The organism is Francisella salimarina (assembly GCF_007923265.1).
Lineage (GTDB): Bacteria > Pseudomonadota > Gammaproteobacteria > Francisellales > Francisellaceae > Francisella > Francisella salimarina.
Genome location: NZ_VOJA01000004.1, coordinates 253181 through 274391, shown reverse-complemented (window position 1 = coordinate 274391; position 21211 = coordinate 253181). Strand labels below are relative to the sequence as shown.

The following is a 21211-nucleotide window of genomic DNA, read 5'->3' as shown; positions in this document are numbered from 1 at the left end:
TCTTTGTTGTCTTTGTTGTCTTGAGAATTCTGCTGATTATCTTTTTGTTTATCTAGCTCTTTTGCTACTTCTAAATTATTTTTTGCATCTGCAAAATCTGGTCTTTTTTGTATAGCTTTTGTATATGCGTCTATAGCTTTTTTGTATTCGCCAATGTGCGTTAAGGCATTACCCTGATTATACAACCCTTTAGCTGAATCATCTTTTTTAAACTCTTGATATGCATTTTGGTAGTTTCCGGCTTTATAGTATGAAGAACCTTTCCAATTACTATTTTCAAAAGCTTCAGCCGCTTTTTTTGCATTACCACTATCATAATAGCTCATACCTTGTTGATCTCTTGTTTGCCATAAATCATTCCACTTATTCGCAAAACAAAAACATGGCAATAGTGACAAGATAAATATTAATTTTCTTAGCGACATATTCTCTCCAAAATACCTCTTCTAAAAAATAGTAAACTCATAGCTACCAGTAACCAAATAAAATAAATCCCCTCATCCTGCCAAAAAATATTTGCCGACTTTTTATCTGATTTCTTTTTACCATTGCCTTGTGTATCTGATAGTAGCTTTTTAATATCAGTATTATTAGCAGTTAAAGTCACTAATTTTCCAGATCCAGCTTTTGCTAATGCTTCAAGTTGATTCATATCTATACCAAAATACTGGATATTGCCACCATCATCTTTTATATAATTACCCTTATCATCTTTAGCAATACCGCCTTTTGGAGTTCCTATTGCATATACATCAGTATCTATACCTTGCTCTGCTAACTGTTTTGCTTTGGCGATAGCATCAGCTGATGGTGCTGAATCTGTTATCAAAATTATCTGACCTTTTTTTGCACCTACTTGAGTAATTAACTGAGCAGATTTTTCTATAGCTTTATAGATATTATTACCCTGCACAGGAACAATATCTGAATTAATAACAGGGACAAGGTTCTCAACAGTATTCGCATCAGATGTTAATGGCGAAACAACAAATGGCTCACTTGAGAATACTATCATCCCAACCTGACCTTCTTTTATTCTACGCAAAATATCCAAAGTCTTATATTTAGCTCTCTCAAGCCTAGTTGGAGAAACATCTGTAGTGTCCATAGACTGTGAAACATCTAAAGCAATAACTCTCGAAACATTTTCTTGATATACAGGCACATCTTTATACTTCCATGTAGGACCTGCTAATGCTAGCACAGATACAATCCACAAGCACAAAAACAGAAATGGTACTAATGACTTTTTAGTTTTTGACTGCTTACCTACAACTATATGCTCCAATAAATGACTATCACAATACTTAGCCCAACTATTTGCTTGTGAAGAACTTCTAAAAAGTAAAATAACAAAAACTACAATAGGCACTAATGCTAACAGCCACCACGGACGCAGAAAATGAAAATCCATACTAATATCCTCTCCTACGCTTCAACCATACTATAGCCATCACAAAACTTAACAACAATGCAAAACCAAGACTCCAAGGATATAGATATGTAACTGGTCTAACTACTGTTTTGTCTGACTCTATCGGCTCTAGCTGATCTATCGATTCATATACTTGTTTCAAATCAGTACTATTTTGAGCTCTAAAAAACTTCCCTCCGGTCATTGTGGCAATTTTTTGTAATACTTCTGTATCAAGATCCTCTGATGTATTAACTAATCTTTCACCAAAAGTAGTCTTAACCATCATTTGCCCGCCACCCAAACCTATGGTGTATATCTTTATATGATACTGTTTTGCAAGTTCTGCTGCCTGCAAAGGTTGTAGCGCTCCGGAGTTGTTTTCACCATCTGTTAGCAAAACAAGAGCTTTAGAGTCACCTGGATATCTTTTGAGCTTCTTAACTGCCAAACCTATAGCATCGCCTATAGCAGTTTGTGGACCTGGTAAGGCAATACTTGCATCATCAAGCATTTTTTTGACAGTTGGAATATCAAAAGTCAATGGCGTTTGTAAATATGCCCAAGTACCAAAAAGTATCAAACCTACTCTATCTCCTTGACGAGTATCTAAAAACTCATTAGCAACACGCATTACAAGATCAAATCTTGACTCCATTTTACCATTAGACTTCTGCATATCTTGGATAGCCATACTACCAGATAGGTCAATAGCCATCATTAGATCCCTACCACTTTGCGGCAAGCTAACTGGTTTGCCTAACCACTGAATACCAGAACCTGAAATAATCAATAATATCCAAATAGTACTTAGAATATATTTAAGATAATTTGCTTTGGTAAAGTCTCCATTTTTATTGCCTCTCAACTGAGATTCTAACTGATCAAAAAAAGGTGTTTTTAGTGCCAGCTGCTTATCATGTTTTACCCTTGGAAATATCCAATAGCTAACAACAGGTAAAATAATCAAAACCAAAAACCAAGGGTATTCTATATTAATCACAATACTCTCCTTAGCCACTGCTCTGCCACAGTCAAAATTTCATTTAGCGTTTGTTTATCTAATTCGACAGCTCTATAACTATTTGCCAACATATTAGCTTTGGTATTTTTGAAATTTTGATTTTTCATTTTAGAGTCGAGAAACTCAAGCCATTGCTCACCATGTAGAGTTTTGATTTGTTGATTTGGAAATTTTTGTAATGCTACTCTTTTTAAATATACAGATATATTTTGCAAAACCTCTTTCGGTTTATTTTGTTGAGTCTCTTCTATTGCCCTTCTAAAATCATTAACAATAGAATCCTTATAGTTATTTTTCTTCTTTCTAAAATGTAGAATGATCAAGAAGATAATAAAAGCTAGTACAATCAAACCTAAAAGTAACCACCAACCATAAGCCAAAGGCCACCATTGAGAGACCTTCGCAGGCAAATAAATATCTTTTAATTGAGCCAAAAGATCATTAGTTTGCATAATTAGCTATCCCATAGTTTACTGCTTTAACCAGATCATCATTCGTTGCTATCTCAATAAACCCTGTTTTATTCTTACGTGAAAAATCCTTTATCGCAGTGTATCTTTCTTGATAAAGGTTTTTATAAACACTTCTTTGTTTCTTACTCGCAGCATCTAATACTATACGATGCTCACCATCACTAAAATAATATGTATCTAAAGCTGGTAACTCCTTTTCTATAGGATCATAACTAAATATATTTATAACCTCATTTTTAGCTCTCAATAATTTAAGATACTGTTTTGCTTGCTCATCAAAACTACTAAAGTCACTAATAATAATTATCACACTATTACTACGAACTTTAGCATAAAGAAACTTTATAACATCTGCTAGTTTCTTTTGAGATTTAAGCTGATAATCTTTGTGATCAGTCGTTATAAGATTAAACATTTTAATCAAGGCTGATTTATCTTGTTTCGCGGGGTAGAAGCTATAGCCTTGATCATCAAAAATGATACCACCAACCTTATCATTAGCCTCTAACGCTCCAAATCCTAATAACGCTAATGTATTAGCTGCCTTAACACACTTAAAGCACTCCCTTGTACCAAAATTCATTGTACTATTTTGATCAACAATAAAATACAGACTACGTTCACGCTCTTCATGATAAACTTTAGTGTATGGTTTACCAAGCCTTGCTGTAAGTGACCAGTGCATCAATCTAATATCATCGCCTGCTTGATAATGTCTAACCTCATCAAAGTCCATACCACGACCTTTTGCGTTAGAAATATTTGTACCAGCATTAGTCGTATTAACTTTCTGATTAGCAAATAATTTTAGTGACTTTGCCTGATAGCGATGATTCAAAAGCTCTTGAATATCAGCCTTAATGCCTTTATAACTTTTCATTGAAGGTATACTCTATGGGATTGGCACAGCCTTTAGCAATTCAGCAATCACATCATCACTTGTGATACCATCAACATCTGCTTCAAATGTTAGTAATATTCTGTGACGTAGCACTTCATATATAACTGCATGGACATCTCCAGGAGATACATAATCATTGCCAGATAGCCAAGCATGCGCTCGAGCCGCTCTATCTAGCGCTATTGTTCCCCTAGGACTTGCGCCAAAGGCAATCCACTTTTTGATACTTGGACTATATTTTGATGGATCTCTAGTAGCTAGAATCAACTCAATAATATATTGCTCAAGAGCTGCTGACATCTGAACATTCAAAACTTCCTCTTGTGCTGCAAAAATTGCTTCTTGAGAAATATTTGGGTAGCGTAATTTATGCCCTAGTGCTTCACCTCTACTTATAGCCAGAATTTTTGCTTCAGTTTTTGGATCCGGATACTCAATTTTCACAAAAAGCATAAACCTGTCTAACTGTGCTTCAGGAAGTGGATAAGTACCTTCTTGTTCAATTGGATTTTGTGTAGCCATCACCATAAAAAGATTAGACAAAGGATAAGTCTTCTTACCAACCGTAATCTGCTTCTCTCCCATAGCTTCAAGCAATGCTGACTGAACCTTTGCAGGCGCCCTATTTATCTCATCAGCAAGCAATAGGTTATGAAATAATGGCCCTAACTGAAACTCAAAGCTCTGTTGCTGAGGTATGTATATCTCTGTCCCTGTCAAATCTGCCGGCAAAAGATCCGGTGTAAACTGCACTCTATGATAAGAGCAATCTATACTTTCAGACAATGTTTTGATCGCAGTTGTCTTAGCTAACCCAGGAGCTCCCTCTACAAGTAAGTGTCCTCCAGCTAGCAATGCTATCAATAAACGCTTATTTAAATTTTCTTGACCAACAACACGATTGTTTAAGAACTCTAGTAATTCCTCAAACTGATTATATACAGACACAGTCTCTCCAAAACCTCTTATCTTCTTTTGTAGAGTATATGGGTTGTTACTAGTTTTTCAAGAGTCTAGGCTCGATATAACTAATTTACAAAGATTAAACAGTGTTATAAACTTTAGTTTATTAACTAAAATCGACAAAATTCTTATGAAATTTCTTAAAATGTGGGCAGTATCAATGCTAGTAAGTTTAACACTAGTTAGCTGCTCGAACACATCTGATTTAACTAGCAATCTGAACTCAGCAGGCGAATCTATTGCAAGATTTGTGAATGGTACTTTTTCTGCTAAAATTGATAACACTAGCCTGCAAAGTGTATACAATGCAACACTTTTGGCTCTAAATAACGGTAGTAATAAAATAGTAACTAGCAACATCAATGATGACACCGCGAACATCACTGGCACGTACACTATCAACGGCAGTTTTTTTGACAAAGTCCATACGGTTAATTTTGATATAAAACTACTCAAAGGTAACGACAATACTGTTAATTTACTTATCCGAATAGGTAAGTTTGGCAATAAAGAAGCATCTGTTAATTTACTAACAAACATAAAGAGTAATCTAGGATTATAAATAATGAGTGTAAGTACCCCAAAAGTATTATCTATTCAATCTCATGTAGCCTATGGCTATGCCGGTAATAAAGCTGCCGTATTCCCTATGCAGCGTCTTGGTATAGAAGTCTCTCCAATATATACAGTCCAGCTCTCAAACCATACTCAATACGACTTTTTTAAAGGTTCTTTTTTTAGTGCTGAAGATATTCAAAATGTTATAGAAGGCTTGATTACTAACAACTTCTTAGCAAAACAGGATGCTATCTTATCTGGATATATCGGCAACGTCGATGTTGCTAAAGTTATTGCAAATACAGTCACATTACTAAAAGAAAAAAAACAAGCTAGCCTATACTGCTGTGACCCTGTCTTTGGTGATAAATATGATGAAGATGAAACAGGACATATTTTTGCATCAAACGATCACCCAGAAATATTCTTAAAATATTTATTACCATTAGCTGACATAATTACACCAAATATATTTGAGCTAAGTGTACTAAGCGGTGTCGAGATAAGAAAACATGAAGATATAGTCAAAGCATGCCAAAGTCTAATTGTAAAAACCAAAAATGAAAAACAAATCATAATCGTTACAAGTGTGTCTTTTGATAAAAATAAAACTGGTATTGCAATTTACCAGAACAATAACTTTTCTTATATGGAATCTGCCAAATATAAAGTTCAACCTAAAGTAAGTGGCTCAGGTGATATTACTGCAGCGATGTTTTTAAGTTATCTTTTAAAGGGTAAAACATTAGATGAAGCTCTAAGTTTGGTTACTAGATGTTTGGACGGCATCTTCAGGGTTACACACGAATTAAACACTGATGAGCTAGCCTTAATACAAGCACAGGAGTACATCAAATAATGGATCGTTATAGCAAAATCACAGATGTCCATCGCTACAAAAGAGAAATCGTACTGCTAAAAAGTCGCCCTTGTGCTTATGGAAAATGTACTTTTTGTGACTATATACTAGATAACTCAAAAAATATTGACGAAATCAACTCTATTAATTTTGATATTTTAAACAATGTTAGCGGAGAGTTTGGTGTTCTTGAAATAATAAATTCAGGCAATGTATTTGAACTTCCTCAAGCAACTAAAAATCGTATTAAAGAAATAGTTCAAGAAAAAGATATCAAACTACTTTTTGTCGAAGCGCACTGGATGTACAAAGACCATCTACACAAAATCAAAGATCTATTTGATACTAATATCTTTATCAAAACTGGTTTAGAAAGCTTTGATAATCAGTTTAGAGAAAAAATTTTAAATAAAGGATTCTTTCATACATCACCCCAACAGCTAAGTGAGCTATTTGACTCAGTTTGTCTCTTGATTGGTGTCAAAGGTCAAACAAAAGAAATAATAAAAAAAGATATTGAAATAGCTAAAAAACACTTTAATCACACGACTTTGAATCTATATGTAAACAATACAACATCAATAAAAGCAGATGAAGAGTTGAAAAAATGGTTCTTAGATGAATATAAGGAGCTATTTAATGATCCACAATTTGAGATACTTGTCAGCAATACTGATTTTGGTGTTGGTGACTAATGCAACTTTAGCTGATATCAAAATACGTTGAAGTATGCTATCTTTGTAGTACAAGTGTACTTTAGGGGAAGATGTTGCAACACACTCTCAAACAAATTTCCGATATTCTAAAAGCAAGAATAATCAATAACCCGTCTACTGAAGTTATTATTTCAGGACTTAATTATGCGGAATCCGCAAAAGAAAATGATTTGACTTTAATAGATCAACACGAGCATCTTAAGCTTTGGGAAAACTCAAAGGCTGCCGCTGCTATTGTCAGCGATAAGATTAGCACTGAGTTAGCAAAAATTAATGATAAGCCAATATTGGTAGTGAATAACGCAGACTTAGCCATGGCTAAGGTACTAGAACTATTCTCTGTACCATACCCTGAGCAAAACGGCATTCATGAAAAAGCTGTTATAGACCCATCAGCAAAAATTGGTAAAAATGTCTCAATTGGCCCAGGAGCATACATTGGTAAAAATGTTGAAATTGGTGATAATACAATAATCTACGCCAATGTATGTATTTATAACGATACAAAAATTGGTACTAACTGCATTATATGGCCTAGTGTTACAATTCGAGATAGAACAGTTATAGGACACTTCTGTAGACTGTACTCAAACTGCTCTATAGGTACAGATGGATTTGGCTACAGACCTTCAGAAGATGGTAGAAGTATAGTTAGAATTCCTCATATAGGTAATGTTGTGATTGGCAGTTTTGTAGATATTGGTTCTAACACATGTATTGACAATGCTAAATACGGCTCAACAATAATTGGTGATTATACAAAAATCGATAACCTAGTTCAGATAGGTCACAATGTCATTATTGGTAAAGGCTGTATGATATGTGGACAAGCTGGTATCAGTGGTTCTGTAGTGGTTGGCGATGGAGTAGTTATTGCTGGTAATGCTGGTATCAAAGACCATACTAAGATTGGTAGTGGTGCTCGTATCGGTGGTAAAGCTGGTGTAATGTGGGATGTCCCTGCTGGCGAGAGTCACATGGGATACCCTGCCTATAAAGATACTGAATTAGCAAAACAATGGATAGCCATCAGGAAGCTTCCAGAAACTATGAAAAAACTCAAAGCACTAGCAAAAAGTCTAAAAATAGATCTTTAATCTTTAAATTAAATGCATTTTATACATAAGAAATTTAAATATAACAAATAAGATTTTTAAATATGCAGCTTGTAGCAGTATAAATTCAACCCCTCCGTTTTAAATAAATAACTTCTCAAAAGCTAATATATAGCTTAATTTCACCTGCATTAGGTATCTAAATTCAAACCAGATACTATACCATTTTAGTATACTCAAAGCCTTTATTTTCAATATCTTCACTCGAATTTAATTTTTGATTTAGGCTATTAATATGTTAAAATTTGGAGTGTATAATTATAAGGCAAGAAAAGACCTCTAAATTATCAAATTATAAGATTTTTTCTTTCCAATTCTTTTACAAAAAGGAAATAACACTAAAATACTAGAACTATAAGGAGAAGCAACATGTTACCAACGCTCATGTCTGTTGACTTAGCAAGATTGCAGTTTGGTTTAACAGCATCATTTCACTTCTTATTTGTTCCTCTAACGTTAGGGCTAACGTGGATTTTATTCACAATGGAACTAATGTACGTAAGAACAGGTAAGCAAGTATATAAAGATATGGTGAAGTTTTGGGGTAAATTACTCGGAATTAACTTCGCTCTAGGGATTATTACTGGTCTAACTATGGAGTTTGAATTCGGTACTAACTGGTCATACTACTCTCAATCAGTAGGTGATATTTTTGGTACACCTCTGGCTATTGAAGGCTTGGCAGCATTTATGCTTGAGTCTACTTTTGCTGGTTTATTCTTCTTCGGCTGGGATAAATTATCAAAGAAACAACACTTACTGTCTACATTCTGCTTAGCAATAGGTTCAAGCTTCTCTGCGTTACTAATATTGGTTGCTAACGGTTATATGCAACATCCTGTTGGTTCTGAGTTCGTTGCATCTACAATGAGAATGGAAACTGTAAGCTTACTTCAAGTATTCCTAAATGAAACAGCACAAACAAACTTTGGTCATGTGATAACAGCTGGATACACAACTGGTGCAACTTTTGTAATCGGTATTAGTGCTTTCTATCTACTAAAAAATCGTGATAGCGGTTTTGCTAAAAGATCTTTGGGTGTTGGCTTAGGTTTCGGTATCGTTGCATGTACTATGGCGATGTTCTTCGGTGATGCAAACGGTGTAGATGCATTTAAAGTACAACCATTAAAAATGGCTTCGATAGAAGCTGAATGGGATACTTCTAAAGCTCCTGCTGCTTTCAATGCTGTAGCTATCCCAAGCAATGCTGACCAAGAAAACCATTATGCAGTAGAGATACCTGCTGTACTTGGCCTAATCGCTACTCACTCTACAGATGTAGAAGTCCCTGGTATCAAAGCTATCCTCTATGGAAAAGCTGATGCTAATGGTACTAGAAATCCTAATCTTGCATACTACAGAGATATCGCAACAGGTGAAACTGCTGATGTATCTCCAGAAGTAGCTGCTGCTAACCCTGCTAAGTACGAAAAAGTACCAGCTGCGGTAGTTATGATTAGAGATGGTGGCTTAGCGTACGCAGATCTTCTTAAGTGGAGAGAAACTGGTCATGAAGGTGATACTCCTGATGCTAGCTATGCTAACTACAACAACCCTGAATATCAAAGATACATGGGCTTCGGTAAGTTACTTGTACAAGTAGCTCAAGAGAAGTATGGCAAAGCTGATTCAGATACGATAGCAAAAGTTGCTAACGATCCTGAATTAGTAAAAGCAACGGCTACTAATATGGTCCCTGAAGTTGTTAGCATATTCTGGGCATTTAGAATAATGGTTGGAATTGGTCTATTATTGTTTGCTCTAATGTTTGTTGGCTTAATCCTTCTTGCTAAAAACTCTTTAGGTAGTTCTAAATTTAGCAGACTTGTATTAAGAGTAATGCTATGGTCAATCCCATTACCATTTATTGCTTGCTCTGCTGGCTGGTTCGTAACAGAGCATGGTCGTCAGCCTTGGACAGTATATGGAGAGCTTCCTACTAGTATAAGTTCTTCAGCTCTTACGGCTGCTGATGTAGGTACATCTATGGCAATCTTCTGTCTAATAGACTTAAGCTTATTTGCTGTACTAATTTTCTTAATGTTCAAGTATGCAAGACTAGGACCTAGTTCGTTAGGCACTGGTAAATACCATTTTGAACAAAACAAAAATGATAAATAAGGAGAGATAAATGTTATTAGATGTTTTACAAATTATCTCTTGGCTAGTTGTAGGGGTTCTAATATTCTTAGTAGCTGCTACTGTTGGTTTTGACTTTGGTGTAGGTATTCTTGCCAAATTTGTTGGTAAAGATGACTACGAAAAAAGAGCTATCATAAATACAGTTGGCCCTACTTGGGATGGTAGCCAAGTTTGGTTTATTACAGCTGGTGGTGCTATATTTGCTATTTGGCCACAAGTTTATGCTACTAGCTTCTCAGGTTTATATATCGCTATCTTACTAGTGTTATGGGGACTTTTCTTAAGACCTCCTGCTTTTGAGTACAGAAAGAAAATAGATAACCCTACATGGAAAAACTTCTGGGACTGGATGCTTTTGTTAGGAAGTGTTATTCCTATAGTTGTCATGGGTGTAGCTGTTGGTAACTTATATTTAGGTTTTCCTATCTCTTATGATGATACCTCAAGATTAATATATGGTGCTGTTACTAACGGCCAGTATCAATCTATGTGGGTTACTTTGATACACTTACTAACTCCATTTGCATTATTGTTTGGTATATTTGCTCTAAATATGTCACTAATGCATGGTTCAGCTTATGCTAAGCTTAGAACAGATGGCGTTTTAAGAGATAGATTCAGAAAAATTACAAATGTTACAGCGACTATTTACTTAGTCTTATTTGTAATCGCAGCTATTTGGATTGCTCTAATACCTGGATATCAGTACTCTACTGGTGCAAGTTGTACATACGCATCAGAAGCATTACAACATCCATTCAGTGCTGGAGTTATTACTAATGACCATTCTTGGTATTATAATTTCACGCAAGCTAAAACTATTTGGATGTGGTTTGCTCCTATTCTAGCTTTTGTTGGTGCATTACTTGTTATCAAGTTCAACAACAAAGATAAAGATGGTGCTGCTTTCATAGCTAGTATGGCCTCTCTACTAGGTGCTGTATTAACTGTTGGCTTTGCATTATTCCCATTCATTATGGTATCTAATGTAGGTAATTTCCAATATAGCTTGACAGTATTTAACGCAAGTAGTAGCCAAACTTCTCTAATAGGTATATTATGTGCAGCTGTTATTATACTTCCAATCATCTTCTCTTATACATTCTTTGTGTATAAGAAAATGTGGGCAAATGGTCGTAGAGTATCTGCTGAAGAAGTTAAAGCAAACTCTCACGAGTTATACTAAGAGGAGACTAGTATGTTTTATTTATTATGGATTACATCTGCATTTGTAGCTGTTGGTGCTGGTTGTTTTGTAGCTAGCAGAATCGACAAAAAAGAAGACTAATTTTCTATCTGCTATTTTCTTCTATTTTATTTCTTCTCTTTGATATAAAATTTTTTCATTCAAATTTTATTTGTTTTTAAAAATGAAAAAAATAATATCTCTGACTATCACTTTATTTCTTGTTATAACATCTAATTGTTATGCAGATATTATTGTTGGAACAACTGGAGATTATGCTCCTTTTTCAACTTATAACAAAAACGATAATAAATTCTCCGGGAAAGATATCGATCTCATAAAAACTTTTGCTGAAGCAAATAATGAAGATATTAAATTTGTTAAGACCACTTGGGCAACTGCTGAAAGTGATCTAAAAGACAATAAATTTGATGTCTTTGTAGGAGGTATGTCAATAACTCCCACTCGTCAAGCAAAATTCATATTCTCTACTCCATTAGGCTCTTTTAGTAAGGCTGCTATGACTAGCTGCAAAAACTTATCTAAGTTCAAGAGCTTTGCAGATATAGACAATCCAAATACCCTAATCATAGAAAATAGAGGTGGAACAAATGAAAAATTTGCCTTACAGAAAATCAAAAATGCTCAATTATTAATTATCGCTGATAATAAGCTTGCAGTTAAATCTATCACCGATGGCATAGATGGTATATATCCAGATATAATGTTTACTGATTCGCCCGAAATTGCGTATCAGCACTCTATAAATCGAAGTATTTGCCAAGTACCAGTTAAAGTTGATGATAGTATTTCATATAAGGCTTTTATGTTTAATAACACACCAATAGGAAAAAGTCTTGCGAGTAAATTTAATGACTGGATAAAAGATAACCCTAAAATTTTTCATCAATATTTAAATTCAGAAAAATAGAAGTTCGCTAAATCAACCTAGCTCTATTGGGTCAATATCAAAACACATCTTGACTGAATTTTTTAAACTTGACATTATTTGACTATTAGCAACCCATTTAATTATTAAATTTATCTGACTACGTGAGTTCGAAGTTAAAAGTATACTATAACGATATACATTATTTTTTTTCAGATGAAGAGCTGGTAATGGCTTAGATACTTGCACACCAGAGCTATCTTTCAAGCTTGAATATATTTGCTCCAACATATTTAAGACTTTATTTTCATCTTTTGATTCTGCTATGATTTGTGCTTGATAGGTATATGGTGGATAGCTCGCGTACTTTCTTTGCTCTAGAAGATAATCCAGAAACTCAAGATAATCACTATTTACCAATAACTGTAAAAGTTTATTATCAGGCTGATATGTCTGAAGTATTATCCTTCCAGGTTTATCCGCCCTTCCAGCTCTTCCAGAGACTTGAACTATCGTTTGCGCAGTTCGCTCTATTGCATGGAAATCAGTACTATATAAACCAGCATCAATATTAATTAATCCTGCTAATGTAATATTCTCGAAATGATGCCCTTTTGCTATCATCTGAGTACCAACGATAACATCAACTTGCTTATCATTTATCATCTGATTGATGCTATGTAGATCATTCATAGTTTTGATATTTGATCTATCAAAGCGCACCACCTTATTATATGGAAATCTCGCCTCTATTCTTGACTGAACTTTTTCAGTACCACTACCATAAGCAAAAAGCTCTTCAGCATTACAACTTGGACAAGCTGTAACTATTGGCTTACGAGAACCACAAAAGTGACATTCTAAGTACTGATATGGATGTGTATGTAATGTATATGGTTTATCACATCTCTTACACTCCACAGCCTCTCCGCAACTCTTACAGACCAAAGCCTTAGCAAAACCTAATTTGTTGATAAATACTAATGACTGCTGATGATCGTTGATATTCTGCTCAATCAATGAAAAAAGAGTATTACTAATACCATTATCAACAATACTTGATTTTAGATCTAATAGCTCAATCGTATTCTGGTGTGAGTTTAGCGCCCTTTTATTAAGCTTGAGTAAATCATATTTACCAACCACATAATTATAATAACTTTGAATAGATGGTGTAGCACTACCCAGAACTACTGGTATATCAAGCTGACTAGCTCGAAATATAGCAACATCACGTGCATTATAACGAATAGTTGTTGTTTGTTGCTTATATGAACTATCATGTTCTTCATCAACTATGATAATCCCAAGATCCTTAAAGTCAGCTAAGACTCCACTTCGAGTAGCAATTACAATATCAGCTTCGCCATTTTTTATTTTTAACCAGTTAGTTAACCTAGCTTTATCACTTAATTTAGAATGTAGTGCAACAACATTCTTATCTATAAACCTCTTCTCAAATCTTTTGATTGTCTGTGGTGTCAGATTTATTTCTGGCACTAAGACAAGAACTTGTTGAGACTTTGATAAAAACCTCTGAATCACATGTAAATAAACTTCTGTTTTACCGCTTCCTGTTACTCCATAAAGTAAAGATACCTTAAAACCCGATTGTAATATAATCTGCTCAAAAGCAGATTGTTGCTCTGGATTAAGCAACTTAGGTAAGTCTGATTCTATAGTATTATTAGGCTGTCTTAACTTATAAGTTTTTTTGAGGATGCTTTTATCAAGCAATTTATTAATAACATAGCTAGAAGCTAATTCTTTTAGCTCCTCAAAACGAAGCGCCTCATTATTAGCAAAAATTTTTAGAACATCTTGTTGCTTTAAAGTAAGTTTATGTTTCTGTAGCTCTATTTGATCTAAATATACATAGGTATCTTTCTGAGGAGAAACTATCTCAGTTTTCAAAAAATCATTTGGTAAAGCCAAACGTATAGCATTATACAAATCACAACAATAATACTGCGACAACCACAAAATAAGTCTTTGTACAGCATCGCTAATAGGTTGGTCTATAATCTTTAGGATAGGTTTTACTCTTGTAAGCTCATAATCAATCTTTATATCCTTAGCTACAATAAAGCCTATAAGTTGACGCTTACCTACCTGTACCAAAACTCTGCTAAATAGCTCGACATTAGCATCTTTAATAGAGTAATCAAGCAAGTAACTTGGAGGTACCGCTAGAGCAACCTTAACAATCATTATCTAACTTCTGTAGTTTTTGTATTTTTATACCAGTAATAAAAGCCATAAACAGCTGTAATGAAAAATATAAAGTTCTGTAGTACTTGACCATACAATTCTTGTTGATACATGACTACAACGAAATACAAATCAGAAACAATCCATACAATCCAATTTTCCATAAACTTCTCTATAGTCATAATAATTGCTGTAAATGTAATACCTGTTAGAATACCTGTTGAAAATATATCTGCTGAACTAGTGATATAGTTAAATACAATACTAAAAATACATAATATTACTAGATACACAATATAACGAAAATAGTCAGCTCTCTTCATCCATTTAACAGTCTTATGCTCACCATCTATACCTTGTGTATACCACTTATACCAACCATAGCTGAAGAATACCACATAAACGAACTGCAACAGTACCAGTGAGTATGTCCCCTTCATCGCAAACAAAAATAATAAAAGTATCGCACCTACTATACCCAATGACCAAGACCATACTTTAAGTCTTGCTAAGTATATTGTATACAATACATTTATAATCAATGCTGAATAATCAAGAGTCTCAAATATCATTATATAATTTCCTATATCTCTAAAAACACTCGTATAATTTTATATCAAGATCTTTATATAAGTCAGACTTTATTACATTAATTTTTCTTATAGAGCTCGTTTTGAAATTAATCGTTGGATTACACGCCAAATATATCTCATACAAGTCTGTACTGAATACATCACAATTTAAATAACAAATATCTTGAGCAGTTATCCTAATAACTCCGGCGGTTTCTAAGTCATATAAGATTTTCTTAACTTTATCGTAATCAGCAACCGCCATCTTTTGATACATCTGATCAATACTAATCCCATTTCTCAATTCTCTTTGAGCCACATGTAGCTCTTTAAGCATACAAACACTTATACTTAAATCATCTCTTTTTACTTCTTTCTTAAAATCTAATGTCACCTCCATATACTGTATAGCTTTGATCATCACAGCACCTAAAAGTGTAATCTGCCAAGCCACATAAACCCAAAGTATAAAAATAGGTATCAAAGATAATGAACCATAAATTACTGAGTAAGTAGGCACATAAAACATGTATAGTGCAAAAATCTTCTTTGCAATAGAAAAAACTATAGCTACAAAAAATGCTACAATTAACGCCGTTTTTGAGCTAATCCTTGTATTAGGTAATATTTTATAAAAAACAAAGAAACCTGCTATTAAAAAAATCAAAGATAATCCGTTTAAAAGATATTGCTCGATACCAATATCTTTTACAAACCAAGCCATAGAAATAAGATACGTACTAGAAATAAATACAAAACCAATAAGTATAGGCCCCATTGTCATCAAAGCCCAATACACTAACAAGCTTTGAACAAGAGGTCGCTGTTTATTAACATAAAAAACTTTATTTAAAGTAATTTCCAACCTTTTAATCATTAGAAAAATAACAACCAATAAAACTATAACGGATGTAATTGGCAAAGAGGTCATCTTATCAGAAATACTTGTGATGTACTGCTGAACTGTCGCTGCAGTCTCAGGAAGCATATTTTGGAAAAGAAAATTCTGCAAATTCTCAGAAAGAGAGCTAAATGCATTAAAAGCATTCAAAATATTTATTATAATGAAGAAAGCTGGTACGATAGCAAACAAGCTTGTAAGGGTTATAGCTGCAGCTACTGTTGGACAGTCTTTACGAAGATATTCTTTGAAGACCCAGATCCAATAGTTTTTAAATATTGACAAATATTTTTTGTATAACTTGATATCAAACATAGAAAAAAAACAATGAAAAACATACTAATACTATACTACAGCCAAGGTGGAAGTACAAAGAAAATGGCTCATATCATAGCCCTAGGTGTAGAAGTCACAGGTGCTACCGCCATAGTTCGTACGGTACCAAATATCTCAGCAAAAACTGAACAGGTTGATTCTAAAATCCCTGATAGCGGAGATCTATATGCTACAAAAGAAGATCTTGCAAACTGCGATGGTTTAATTGTTGGAAGCCCAGCTTATTTTGGCAATATGGCATCACCTTTGAAATACTTTTTAGAAATTCATAGTGATATATGGTTTAAGGGTAGTCTGATTGGCAAGCCTGTTGGTTTTTTCACAGCTGCCTCTGGGATGCATTCAGGGCATGAGAGCACTCTACTATCAATGATGATCCCTTTTATACATCATGGTTGCCTAATTGTTGGTGTACCATATAGCGAACAAGCTCTAGAGCATACACGTACAGGTGGTACACCGTATGGTGCATCTCATCTAAATACTTTTTCACCAAACAAAAATATGTCAGATGATGAGATTAAAATTTGTAAAACATTAGGTAAAAGAGTCGCGGATATTGCCAATAAACTTTCTTGTTAGGAGAATATTAGATGAGAAATATTTTTTATACTTTAATATTTTTATCACTTTTACTACTAAACAGCTGTAGCACATCTCAGCCAAGCTATTCTGCTAACTCAGTAGGCCAAGTATCCCAAGTAAAGCAAGGTAAAATCATAGATATTCAACAAGTCAAAATTAAAGGTAACAGTAATATAGGTGCCCAAATTGGAGGACTTGGTGGTGCTTTTGGTGGTGCTTTTGCGGGCGCAGGAGCAGGAATGCTTACCAGTATTGCTGGCTCTATCGGTGGAGCTATAGTTGGTGGTATTGCTGGAGGAGCAACAGAAGATGCCATAACCTCTTCAAAAGGCTATCAATTTACAATACAGTTAAGTAATGGTGAAACACTTGCCATATTACAAGAAGATAAACATGATTTAAATATTGGCGATGAAGTAACTATATATATGTCTGGTAATAACACCAGAATTGTTCCTGCAAAAAACTAAAAGACAATATTAAAAATAAGTAAAATTTGCTTTCGTAACACTTATAGTTTAGTATATTTTTTTTCATCATTATTGATTAGTATTTACATTTCCTGTGAACACTAAATAGTTTTTTTGACTTAGAGGAACCTAACCTAATGTATAAGAAAAAAGTTACCACACTGGGATTAAGCATCTGGTTTGCATGTGCATTTTTTTATGCTCTTGAGTATTTTGTAAGATCATCGACAGGCGCTCTACTTGATGACTTCACAAAAGAACCTTATAACCTTAGCCTCGCAGCGACTGCAATGTTTAGCTCATCATTTTATTGGAGTTATATAATATCACAGATACCTGCTGGCATACTCGTAGATAGATTTGGCATCAAGAGAGTAATGATAGCAAGTTCGGCCATATTTTCTCTAGCAATGTTGGTCGCAAGTATTGCCCATAATGAGTCAATGCTTCTGGCTTATAGAATATTAGCTGGATTTGGTGGAGGCTTTGCTATATTGTGCGCTATAAAAGCAATCGCAATTTGGTTACCAAATAGATTATTTCCTGCATTTACAGGTTTAACGCAATTTGTACTATATATAGGTGCAACGCTTTCAGCTGCTCCTCTAGTATTCTTAGCTAGCCACTTCAGTATTTCACAAATCATGGCTTTACTATTTATAATTTCTATAATTTTGTTGCTTGTTAGCATATTTATAATACAGGTACATCCTGACTACTCTAAGCATAATAAACAAAATGAACATAAGAAAGATAATTTAAAGGATATTATTACTGTATTTAAAAATAAACAAATTTGGTTTAACGGCCTGTACTGCTTCACTATCTATGGAACAACTGTTCTTTTCGCAGACTTATGGGGTATAAAATATCTACAGCTAACAGGTTTTTCTGAAGTCAACGCTGGTTACTGCACTTCATTAATTTTTATTGGTGTAGCTATATCTAGCCCTATATGGGGTACTGTTGCATCAATATTTGATGGTGAGAAGAAATTCTTATTGATTACACCTATTTTTGGGTTCTTTATTGTTACATATTTACTGTTTTTTAATACAAGCTTTCCTATAGCTGTAGTTTTATGTATTCTTTTTGGTGCTGTCCAAGCTGTTCATGTTTTAAACTATTCTGCGTTGAGAAATACAGTTTCTGCAACGCAGATTGCAACGGGATTAGCAGTAGTTAATATGTTCTTACCATTAAGTGGAGGGGTTTTGCAACCAACCACTGGAGCATTAATAACTCATCTAAAACAATCAAATGAATCATTATACGCATTCCAAACAACATTAATTATTATTCCAATATTAATGATTCTTTCATTTATAATCGCTTTGTTTATCAAAGATTCAAATAACTAAAATATATACTGCTTTACTCTAACTTTTTTTTAATCTATTATTTGTTATAAAATTTTGAACTTGTATTAAGATATGAAAAAATTAGTAATTGCTGTGGCTGTAGCGATAGTCATTATAACTTTTGTAGCAGTCAACTTTCTAACAAAAGATTCCACCAAACCCCAAACTACTAAAGGATCTCACGATATAACTGTCGTTGCAGCTGAAAACCAGTATGGAAGTATAGCTCAGCTTATAGGTGGTAGTAATGTCAAAGTTACTAATATCATAAATAATGCTGATGGCGATCCGCATACTTTTATATCATCAGTTAAGAACGCTAAACTCTTAGCATCAGCTGATGTAATTATTTACAACGGTGCTGATTACGACTCTTGGATTACACCTATTATTCAAAGCAATAAACATGCTAAAATTATTAAGGTACAAGATCTCATAAACTATCCAGAGACTCCAAAATTTGGTATTAATCCACACCTTTGGTATGATCCCGATACATTCCCTGCTCTAGCAAAAAAACTAAAGGAAACATTCTCTGAAGAAGATAGTATTGATAGTAACTTATTTGAAAAAAACCTAGTTAATTTTAATCATAAATACCAGCAAGTATATAACCTAGTTGGTCAAATTAAGAAGTCTAGTGCGGGCACACCTGTAACAGCCACAGAGCCTCTGTTTGGCTATATGTCAGATGCTTTAAACTTAGATATGAAGGGTTTGGCATTCCAGTGGGTAATAATGAATGAATCTGAACCGAGTCCTACTATGATGGTTGATTATCAAAACTTATTCTTAAATAAAGAAGTTAAAGTTCTTTTCTATAATAAGCAAGTTACTGATAATGTCACTAATAAAATGTTAGAACTAGCAGAAGAAAACGATATACCAGTAGTTGGTATTACAGAAACAATGCCTACAAATGAAGATGCTATTACATGGATGGTAAAAACACTGCAAAAAACTGCTGAAGCTCTAGATAAAGCAAACCAATAAAATGATCAGATGTTCAAACTTAGTGATTGGCTACGATAAACCAATCACACAACCTCTTAATCTTGAAATCCCAACGAATGCTTGGGTAGGTATAGTAGGTAAAAACGGTGTTGGTAAATCAACCTTTTTTAAAACACTATTAGGCAAGATACCAAGCTTCTCGGGGTCTATAACTATTAATGAAAAGAAAGTTGATATCAATACTATAAGCTACATACCACAAGAGAGAGAAATAAACTTTGAAGAAAAAACATCGGGTTACACGCTCGTAAAATATAGCCATAAGCCTAGTTCATGGGGGCTACCTGTATTTAATAAAAATTTCAGAGAAAAACTAGACTACTTAATTACCTTGACACAAACTCAAGATTATATTCACAAGCCATTTAAAAATCTTTCTGGTGGTCAAAAAAAACGTATATATTTAGTTCAAGCACTTATAAACAACCCCAAAGTATTACTATTAGATGAGCCTTTATCTGATCTTGACCCAGATGCAAAGCAAAGATTCCTAAGTTGTTTGAGAGCAATTCATAAACAAGAAAATATCACACTACTACTAATCTCTCATGACATGAAAGAGATTAGCTCTCAGCTAGATGCATTTATTCATTTTAAAGACGGACAATGCCATTACTGCAATGAATTACCATGTCTACAGGAGGATATCTGTGTTTAACTATACTTTTATGATTTATGCTTTTATAGCAGGTACTATAATTGCTCTTATTTGCGGGATTATTAGTTTTTTTGTAATTATTAGAAGATTATCATTTGCATCTCATGCACTAGGGCATATTAGCCTTACAGGAGCATCCGGAGCTGTTCTTCTAAATTTATCTGCCATGACTGGACAGCTAACTATAAATCTAATTGCAGGTCTTCTCATGGGCGCTTTTGGCGACAAAATTAAAAAGAACGATATTGCAATAGGTATAGTTTTAACTTTCTTTTTGGGGCTTGGTACATATTTCCTATTTTTATATCAAAGTGGCTACTCAGGTTCTGTAATGTCTATACTTGTCGGTAATATTCTGACTGTAACTTTAGAGCAGATTTATATATTGCTTGCCTTAGCTATATTCACCATAGCTCTTCTAGCTGCGATTGCTAGACCGTTATTCATATCATCTATTGACCCCGTATTTGCAGAATCAAAAAGAATCTCAAATAAATTTTTGTCTATATTATTATTTATATGCATAGCAATCACTGTATCTATGGCTTGCCAGATTGTTGGTATATTGTTAGTATTCTCACTACTCATAGGTCCTGCTGCGATTGCTACTCAATGGATTGATGGATTTTATAAACCTATAGCTCTCAGTACAGTGATATCCATCTTGACCGTTTGGTCTGGAATTATTGCCGCTTACTATATCGATGTTCCTATTAGTTTTTTCATTACTACTATTATCTGTATTTTGTATCTGATAAGTATCATAAAAAACAAATTCTATTAATTTTTGCCAAACTGTCAAATTGTGACTATACCGATGCCTTATTTACCATTATAATTATGCTAGTTTTAGTATATTT

The 21211-nt window shown here is 34.0% G+C and carries 23 protein-coding genes; 14 read left to right on the top strand and 9 right to left on the bottom strand.

The annotated features are described in order from the left end of the window. From FQ699_RS06800 to FQ699_RS06775, 6 genes are all read right to left on the bottom strand, one after another. Nucleotides 1-425: tetratricopeptide repeat protein (locus FQ699_RS06800; RefSeq protein ID WP_146421894.1), on the bottom strand; the 425-nt coding region annotated here is incomplete at its 3' end. Then, entirely contained in the window at nucleotides 416-1414 is a 999-nt protein-coding gene (locus tag FQ699_RS06795; RefSeq protein ID WP_146421701.1) for a vWA domain-containing protein, read from the bottom strand. The genes FQ699_RS06795 and FQ699_RS06800, both read right to left, overlap by 10 nt. Nucleotide 1415: 1 nt before the next feature. Next, a complete protein-coding gene (locus FQ699_RS06790; RefSeq protein WP_179951682.1) occupies nucleotides 1416-2417 on the bottom strand; it encodes a vWA domain-containing protein in 1002 nt (333 codons plus the stop codon). Next, nucleotides 2414-2890, bottom strand: coding sequence for a DUF4381 domain-containing protein (locus tag FQ699_RS06785; protein WP_146421699.1), 477 nt, complete (start codon nucleotides 2888-2890; stop codon nucleotides 2414-2416). Before FQ699_RS06785 ends, FQ699_RS06790 begins: the two co-directional genes overlap by 4 nt. Beyond that, the gene (locus FQ699_RS06780) at nucleotides 2880-3791 is read right to left on the bottom strand and encodes a DUF58 domain-containing protein (protein WP_146421698.1); all 912 of its coding nucleotides are present in this window, start codon (nucleotides 3789-3791) and stop codon (nucleotides 2880-2882) included. The genes FQ699_RS06785 and FQ699_RS06780 overlap by 11 nt, the downstream gene beginning before the upstream one ends. Before the next feature lie 12 nt (nucleotides 3792-3803). After that, nucleotides 3804-4760: an AAA family ATPase gene (locus FQ699_RS06775; RefSeq protein ID WP_146421697.1), complete on the bottom strand. Its 957-nt coding sequence runs from the start codon at nucleotides 4758-4760 to the stop codon at nucleotides 3804-3806. Between the two features lie 145 nt (nucleotides 4761-4905). On the opposite strand from FQ699_RS06775, the gene FQ699_RS06770 reads away from it, so the two are divergent. The 8 genes from FQ699_RS06770 (at nucleotide 4906) to FQ699_RS06735 (ending at nucleotide 12285) form a co-directional block, all read left to right on the top strand. Beyond that, a complete protein-coding gene (locus tag FQ699_RS06770; protein ID WP_179951681.1) occupies nucleotides 4906-5337 on the top strand; it encodes a DUF3568 family protein in 432 nt (143 codons plus the stop codon). Between the two features lie 3 nt (nucleotides 5338-5340). Then, complete coding sequence (gene pdxY, locus FQ699_RS06765; RefSeq protein WP_013921977.1) at nucleotides 5341-6192, top strand: pyridoxal kinase; 852 nt, start codon at nucleotides 5341-5343, stop codon at nucleotides 6190-6192. Continuing rightward, nucleotides 6192-6887: a radical SAM protein gene (locus tag FQ699_RS06760; protein ID WP_013921976.1), complete on the top strand. Its 696-nt coding sequence runs from the start codon at nucleotides 6192-6194 to the stop codon at nucleotides 6885-6887. Before pdxY ends, FQ699_RS06760 begins: the two co-directional genes overlap by 1 nt. A 74-nt stretch (nucleotides 6888-6961) precedes the next feature. Next, on the top strand, nucleotides 6962-8005 hold the full coding sequence (gene lpxD / locus FQ699_RS06755) for a UDP-3-O-(3-hydroxymyristoyl)glucosamine N-acyltransferase (protein ID WP_146421892.1): 1044 nt from the start codon (nucleotides 6962-6964) through the stop codon (nucleotides 8003-8005). A 387-nt stretch (nucleotides 8006-8392) separates the two neighbouring features. Continuing rightward, nucleotides 8393-10147, top strand: coding sequence for a cytochrome ubiquinol oxidase subunit I (locus tag FQ699_RS06750; protein WP_146421696.1), 1755 nt, complete (start codon nucleotides 8393-8395; stop codon nucleotides 10145-10147). A 10-nt stretch (nucleotides 10148-10157) separates the two neighbouring features. Continuing rightward, entirely contained in the window at nucleotides 10158-11354 is a 1197-nt protein-coding gene (gene cydB / locus FQ699_RS06745) for a cytochrome d ubiquinol oxidase subunit II (protein ID WP_013921973.1), read from the top strand. Nucleotides 11355-11366: 12 nt separating this feature from the next. Next, nucleotides 11367-11456, top strand: coding sequence for a hypothetical protein (locus FQ699_RS06740; RefSeq protein ID WP_030003323.1), 90 nt, complete (start codon nucleotides 11367-11369; stop codon nucleotides 11454-11456). 82 nt (nucleotides 11457-11538) lie between these two features. Beyond that, complete coding sequence (locus tag FQ699_RS06735; protein WP_146421695.1) at nucleotides 11539-12285, top strand: transporter substrate-binding domain-containing protein; 747 nt, start codon at nucleotides 11539-11541, stop codon at nucleotides 12283-12285. 12 nt (nucleotides 12286-12297) lie between these two features. Here the strand turns inward: FQ699_RS06735 and priA are convergent, their stop codons facing one another. From priA to FQ699_RS06720, 3 genes are read right to left on the bottom strand one after another with little or no spacing between them, the layout of a single operon-like run. Next, complete coding sequence (gene priA, locus FQ699_RS06730; RefSeq protein ID WP_146421694.1) at nucleotides 12298-14454, bottom strand: replication restart helicase PriA; 2157 nt, start codon at nucleotides 14452-14454, stop codon at nucleotides 12298-12300. Then, a complete protein-coding gene (gene pnuC / locus FQ699_RS06725) occupies nucleotides 14454-15026 on the bottom strand; it encodes a nicotinamide riboside transporter PnuC (RefSeq protein ID WP_146421693.1) in 573 nt (190 codons plus the stop codon). The genes priA and pnuC overlap by 1 nt, the downstream gene beginning before the upstream one ends. Nucleotides 15027-15045: 19 nt before the next feature. Beyond that, a complete protein-coding gene (locus FQ699_RS06720) occupies nucleotides 15046-16242 on the bottom strand; it encodes a YihY family inner membrane protein (RefSeq protein WP_013921969.1) in 1197 nt (398 codons plus the stop codon). A gap of 12 nt (nucleotides 16243-16254) precedes the next feature. Here FQ699_RS06720 and wrbA point away from each other — a divergent pair, with 12 nt between their 5' ends. The 6 genes from wrbA (at nucleotide 16255) to FQ699_RS06690 (ending at nucleotide 21135) form a co-directional block, all read left to right on the top strand. Continuing rightward, nucleotides 16255-16845, top strand: coding sequence for an NAD(P)H:quinone oxidoreductase (gene wrbA, locus FQ699_RS06715; protein ID WP_146421692.1), 591 nt, complete (start codon nucleotides 16255-16257; stop codon nucleotides 16843-16845). A gap of 11 nt (nucleotides 16846-16856) precedes the next feature. After that, nucleotides 16857-17318, top strand: coding sequence for a hypothetical protein (locus FQ699_RS06710; protein ID WP_013921967.1), 462 nt, complete (start codon nucleotides 16857-16859; stop codon nucleotides 17316-17318). Between the two features lie 137 nt (nucleotides 17319-17455). Then, the gene (locus FQ699_RS06705) at nucleotides 17456-18679 is read left to right on the top strand and encodes an MFS transporter (RefSeq protein WP_146421691.1); all 1224 of its coding nucleotides are present in this window, start codon (nucleotides 17456-17458) and stop codon (nucleotides 18677-18679) included. Nucleotides 18680-18751: 72 nt separating this feature from the next. Beyond that, entirely contained in the window at nucleotides 18752-19672 is a 921-nt protein-coding gene (locus tag FQ699_RS06700; RefSeq protein ID WP_146421690.1) for a metal ABC transporter solute-binding protein, Zn/Mn family, read from the top strand. Between the two features lies 1 nt (nucleotide 19673). Next, nucleotides 19674-20351 (top strand): metal ABC transporter ATP-binding protein, encoded by a 678-nt coding sequence (locus FQ699_RS06695; RefSeq protein ID WP_013921964.1) that lies wholly within the window; start codon nucleotides 19674-19676, stop codon nucleotides 20349-20351. Continuing rightward, nucleotides 20272-21135: a metal ABC transporter permease gene (locus tag FQ699_RS06690; protein ID WP_146421689.1), complete on the top strand. Its 864-nt coding sequence runs from the start codon at nucleotides 20272-20274 to the stop codon at nucleotides 21133-21135. The genes FQ699_RS06695 and FQ699_RS06690 overlap by 80 nt, the downstream gene beginning before the upstream one ends. The last annotated feature ends 76 nt before the right edge of the window (nucleotides 21136-21211 follow it).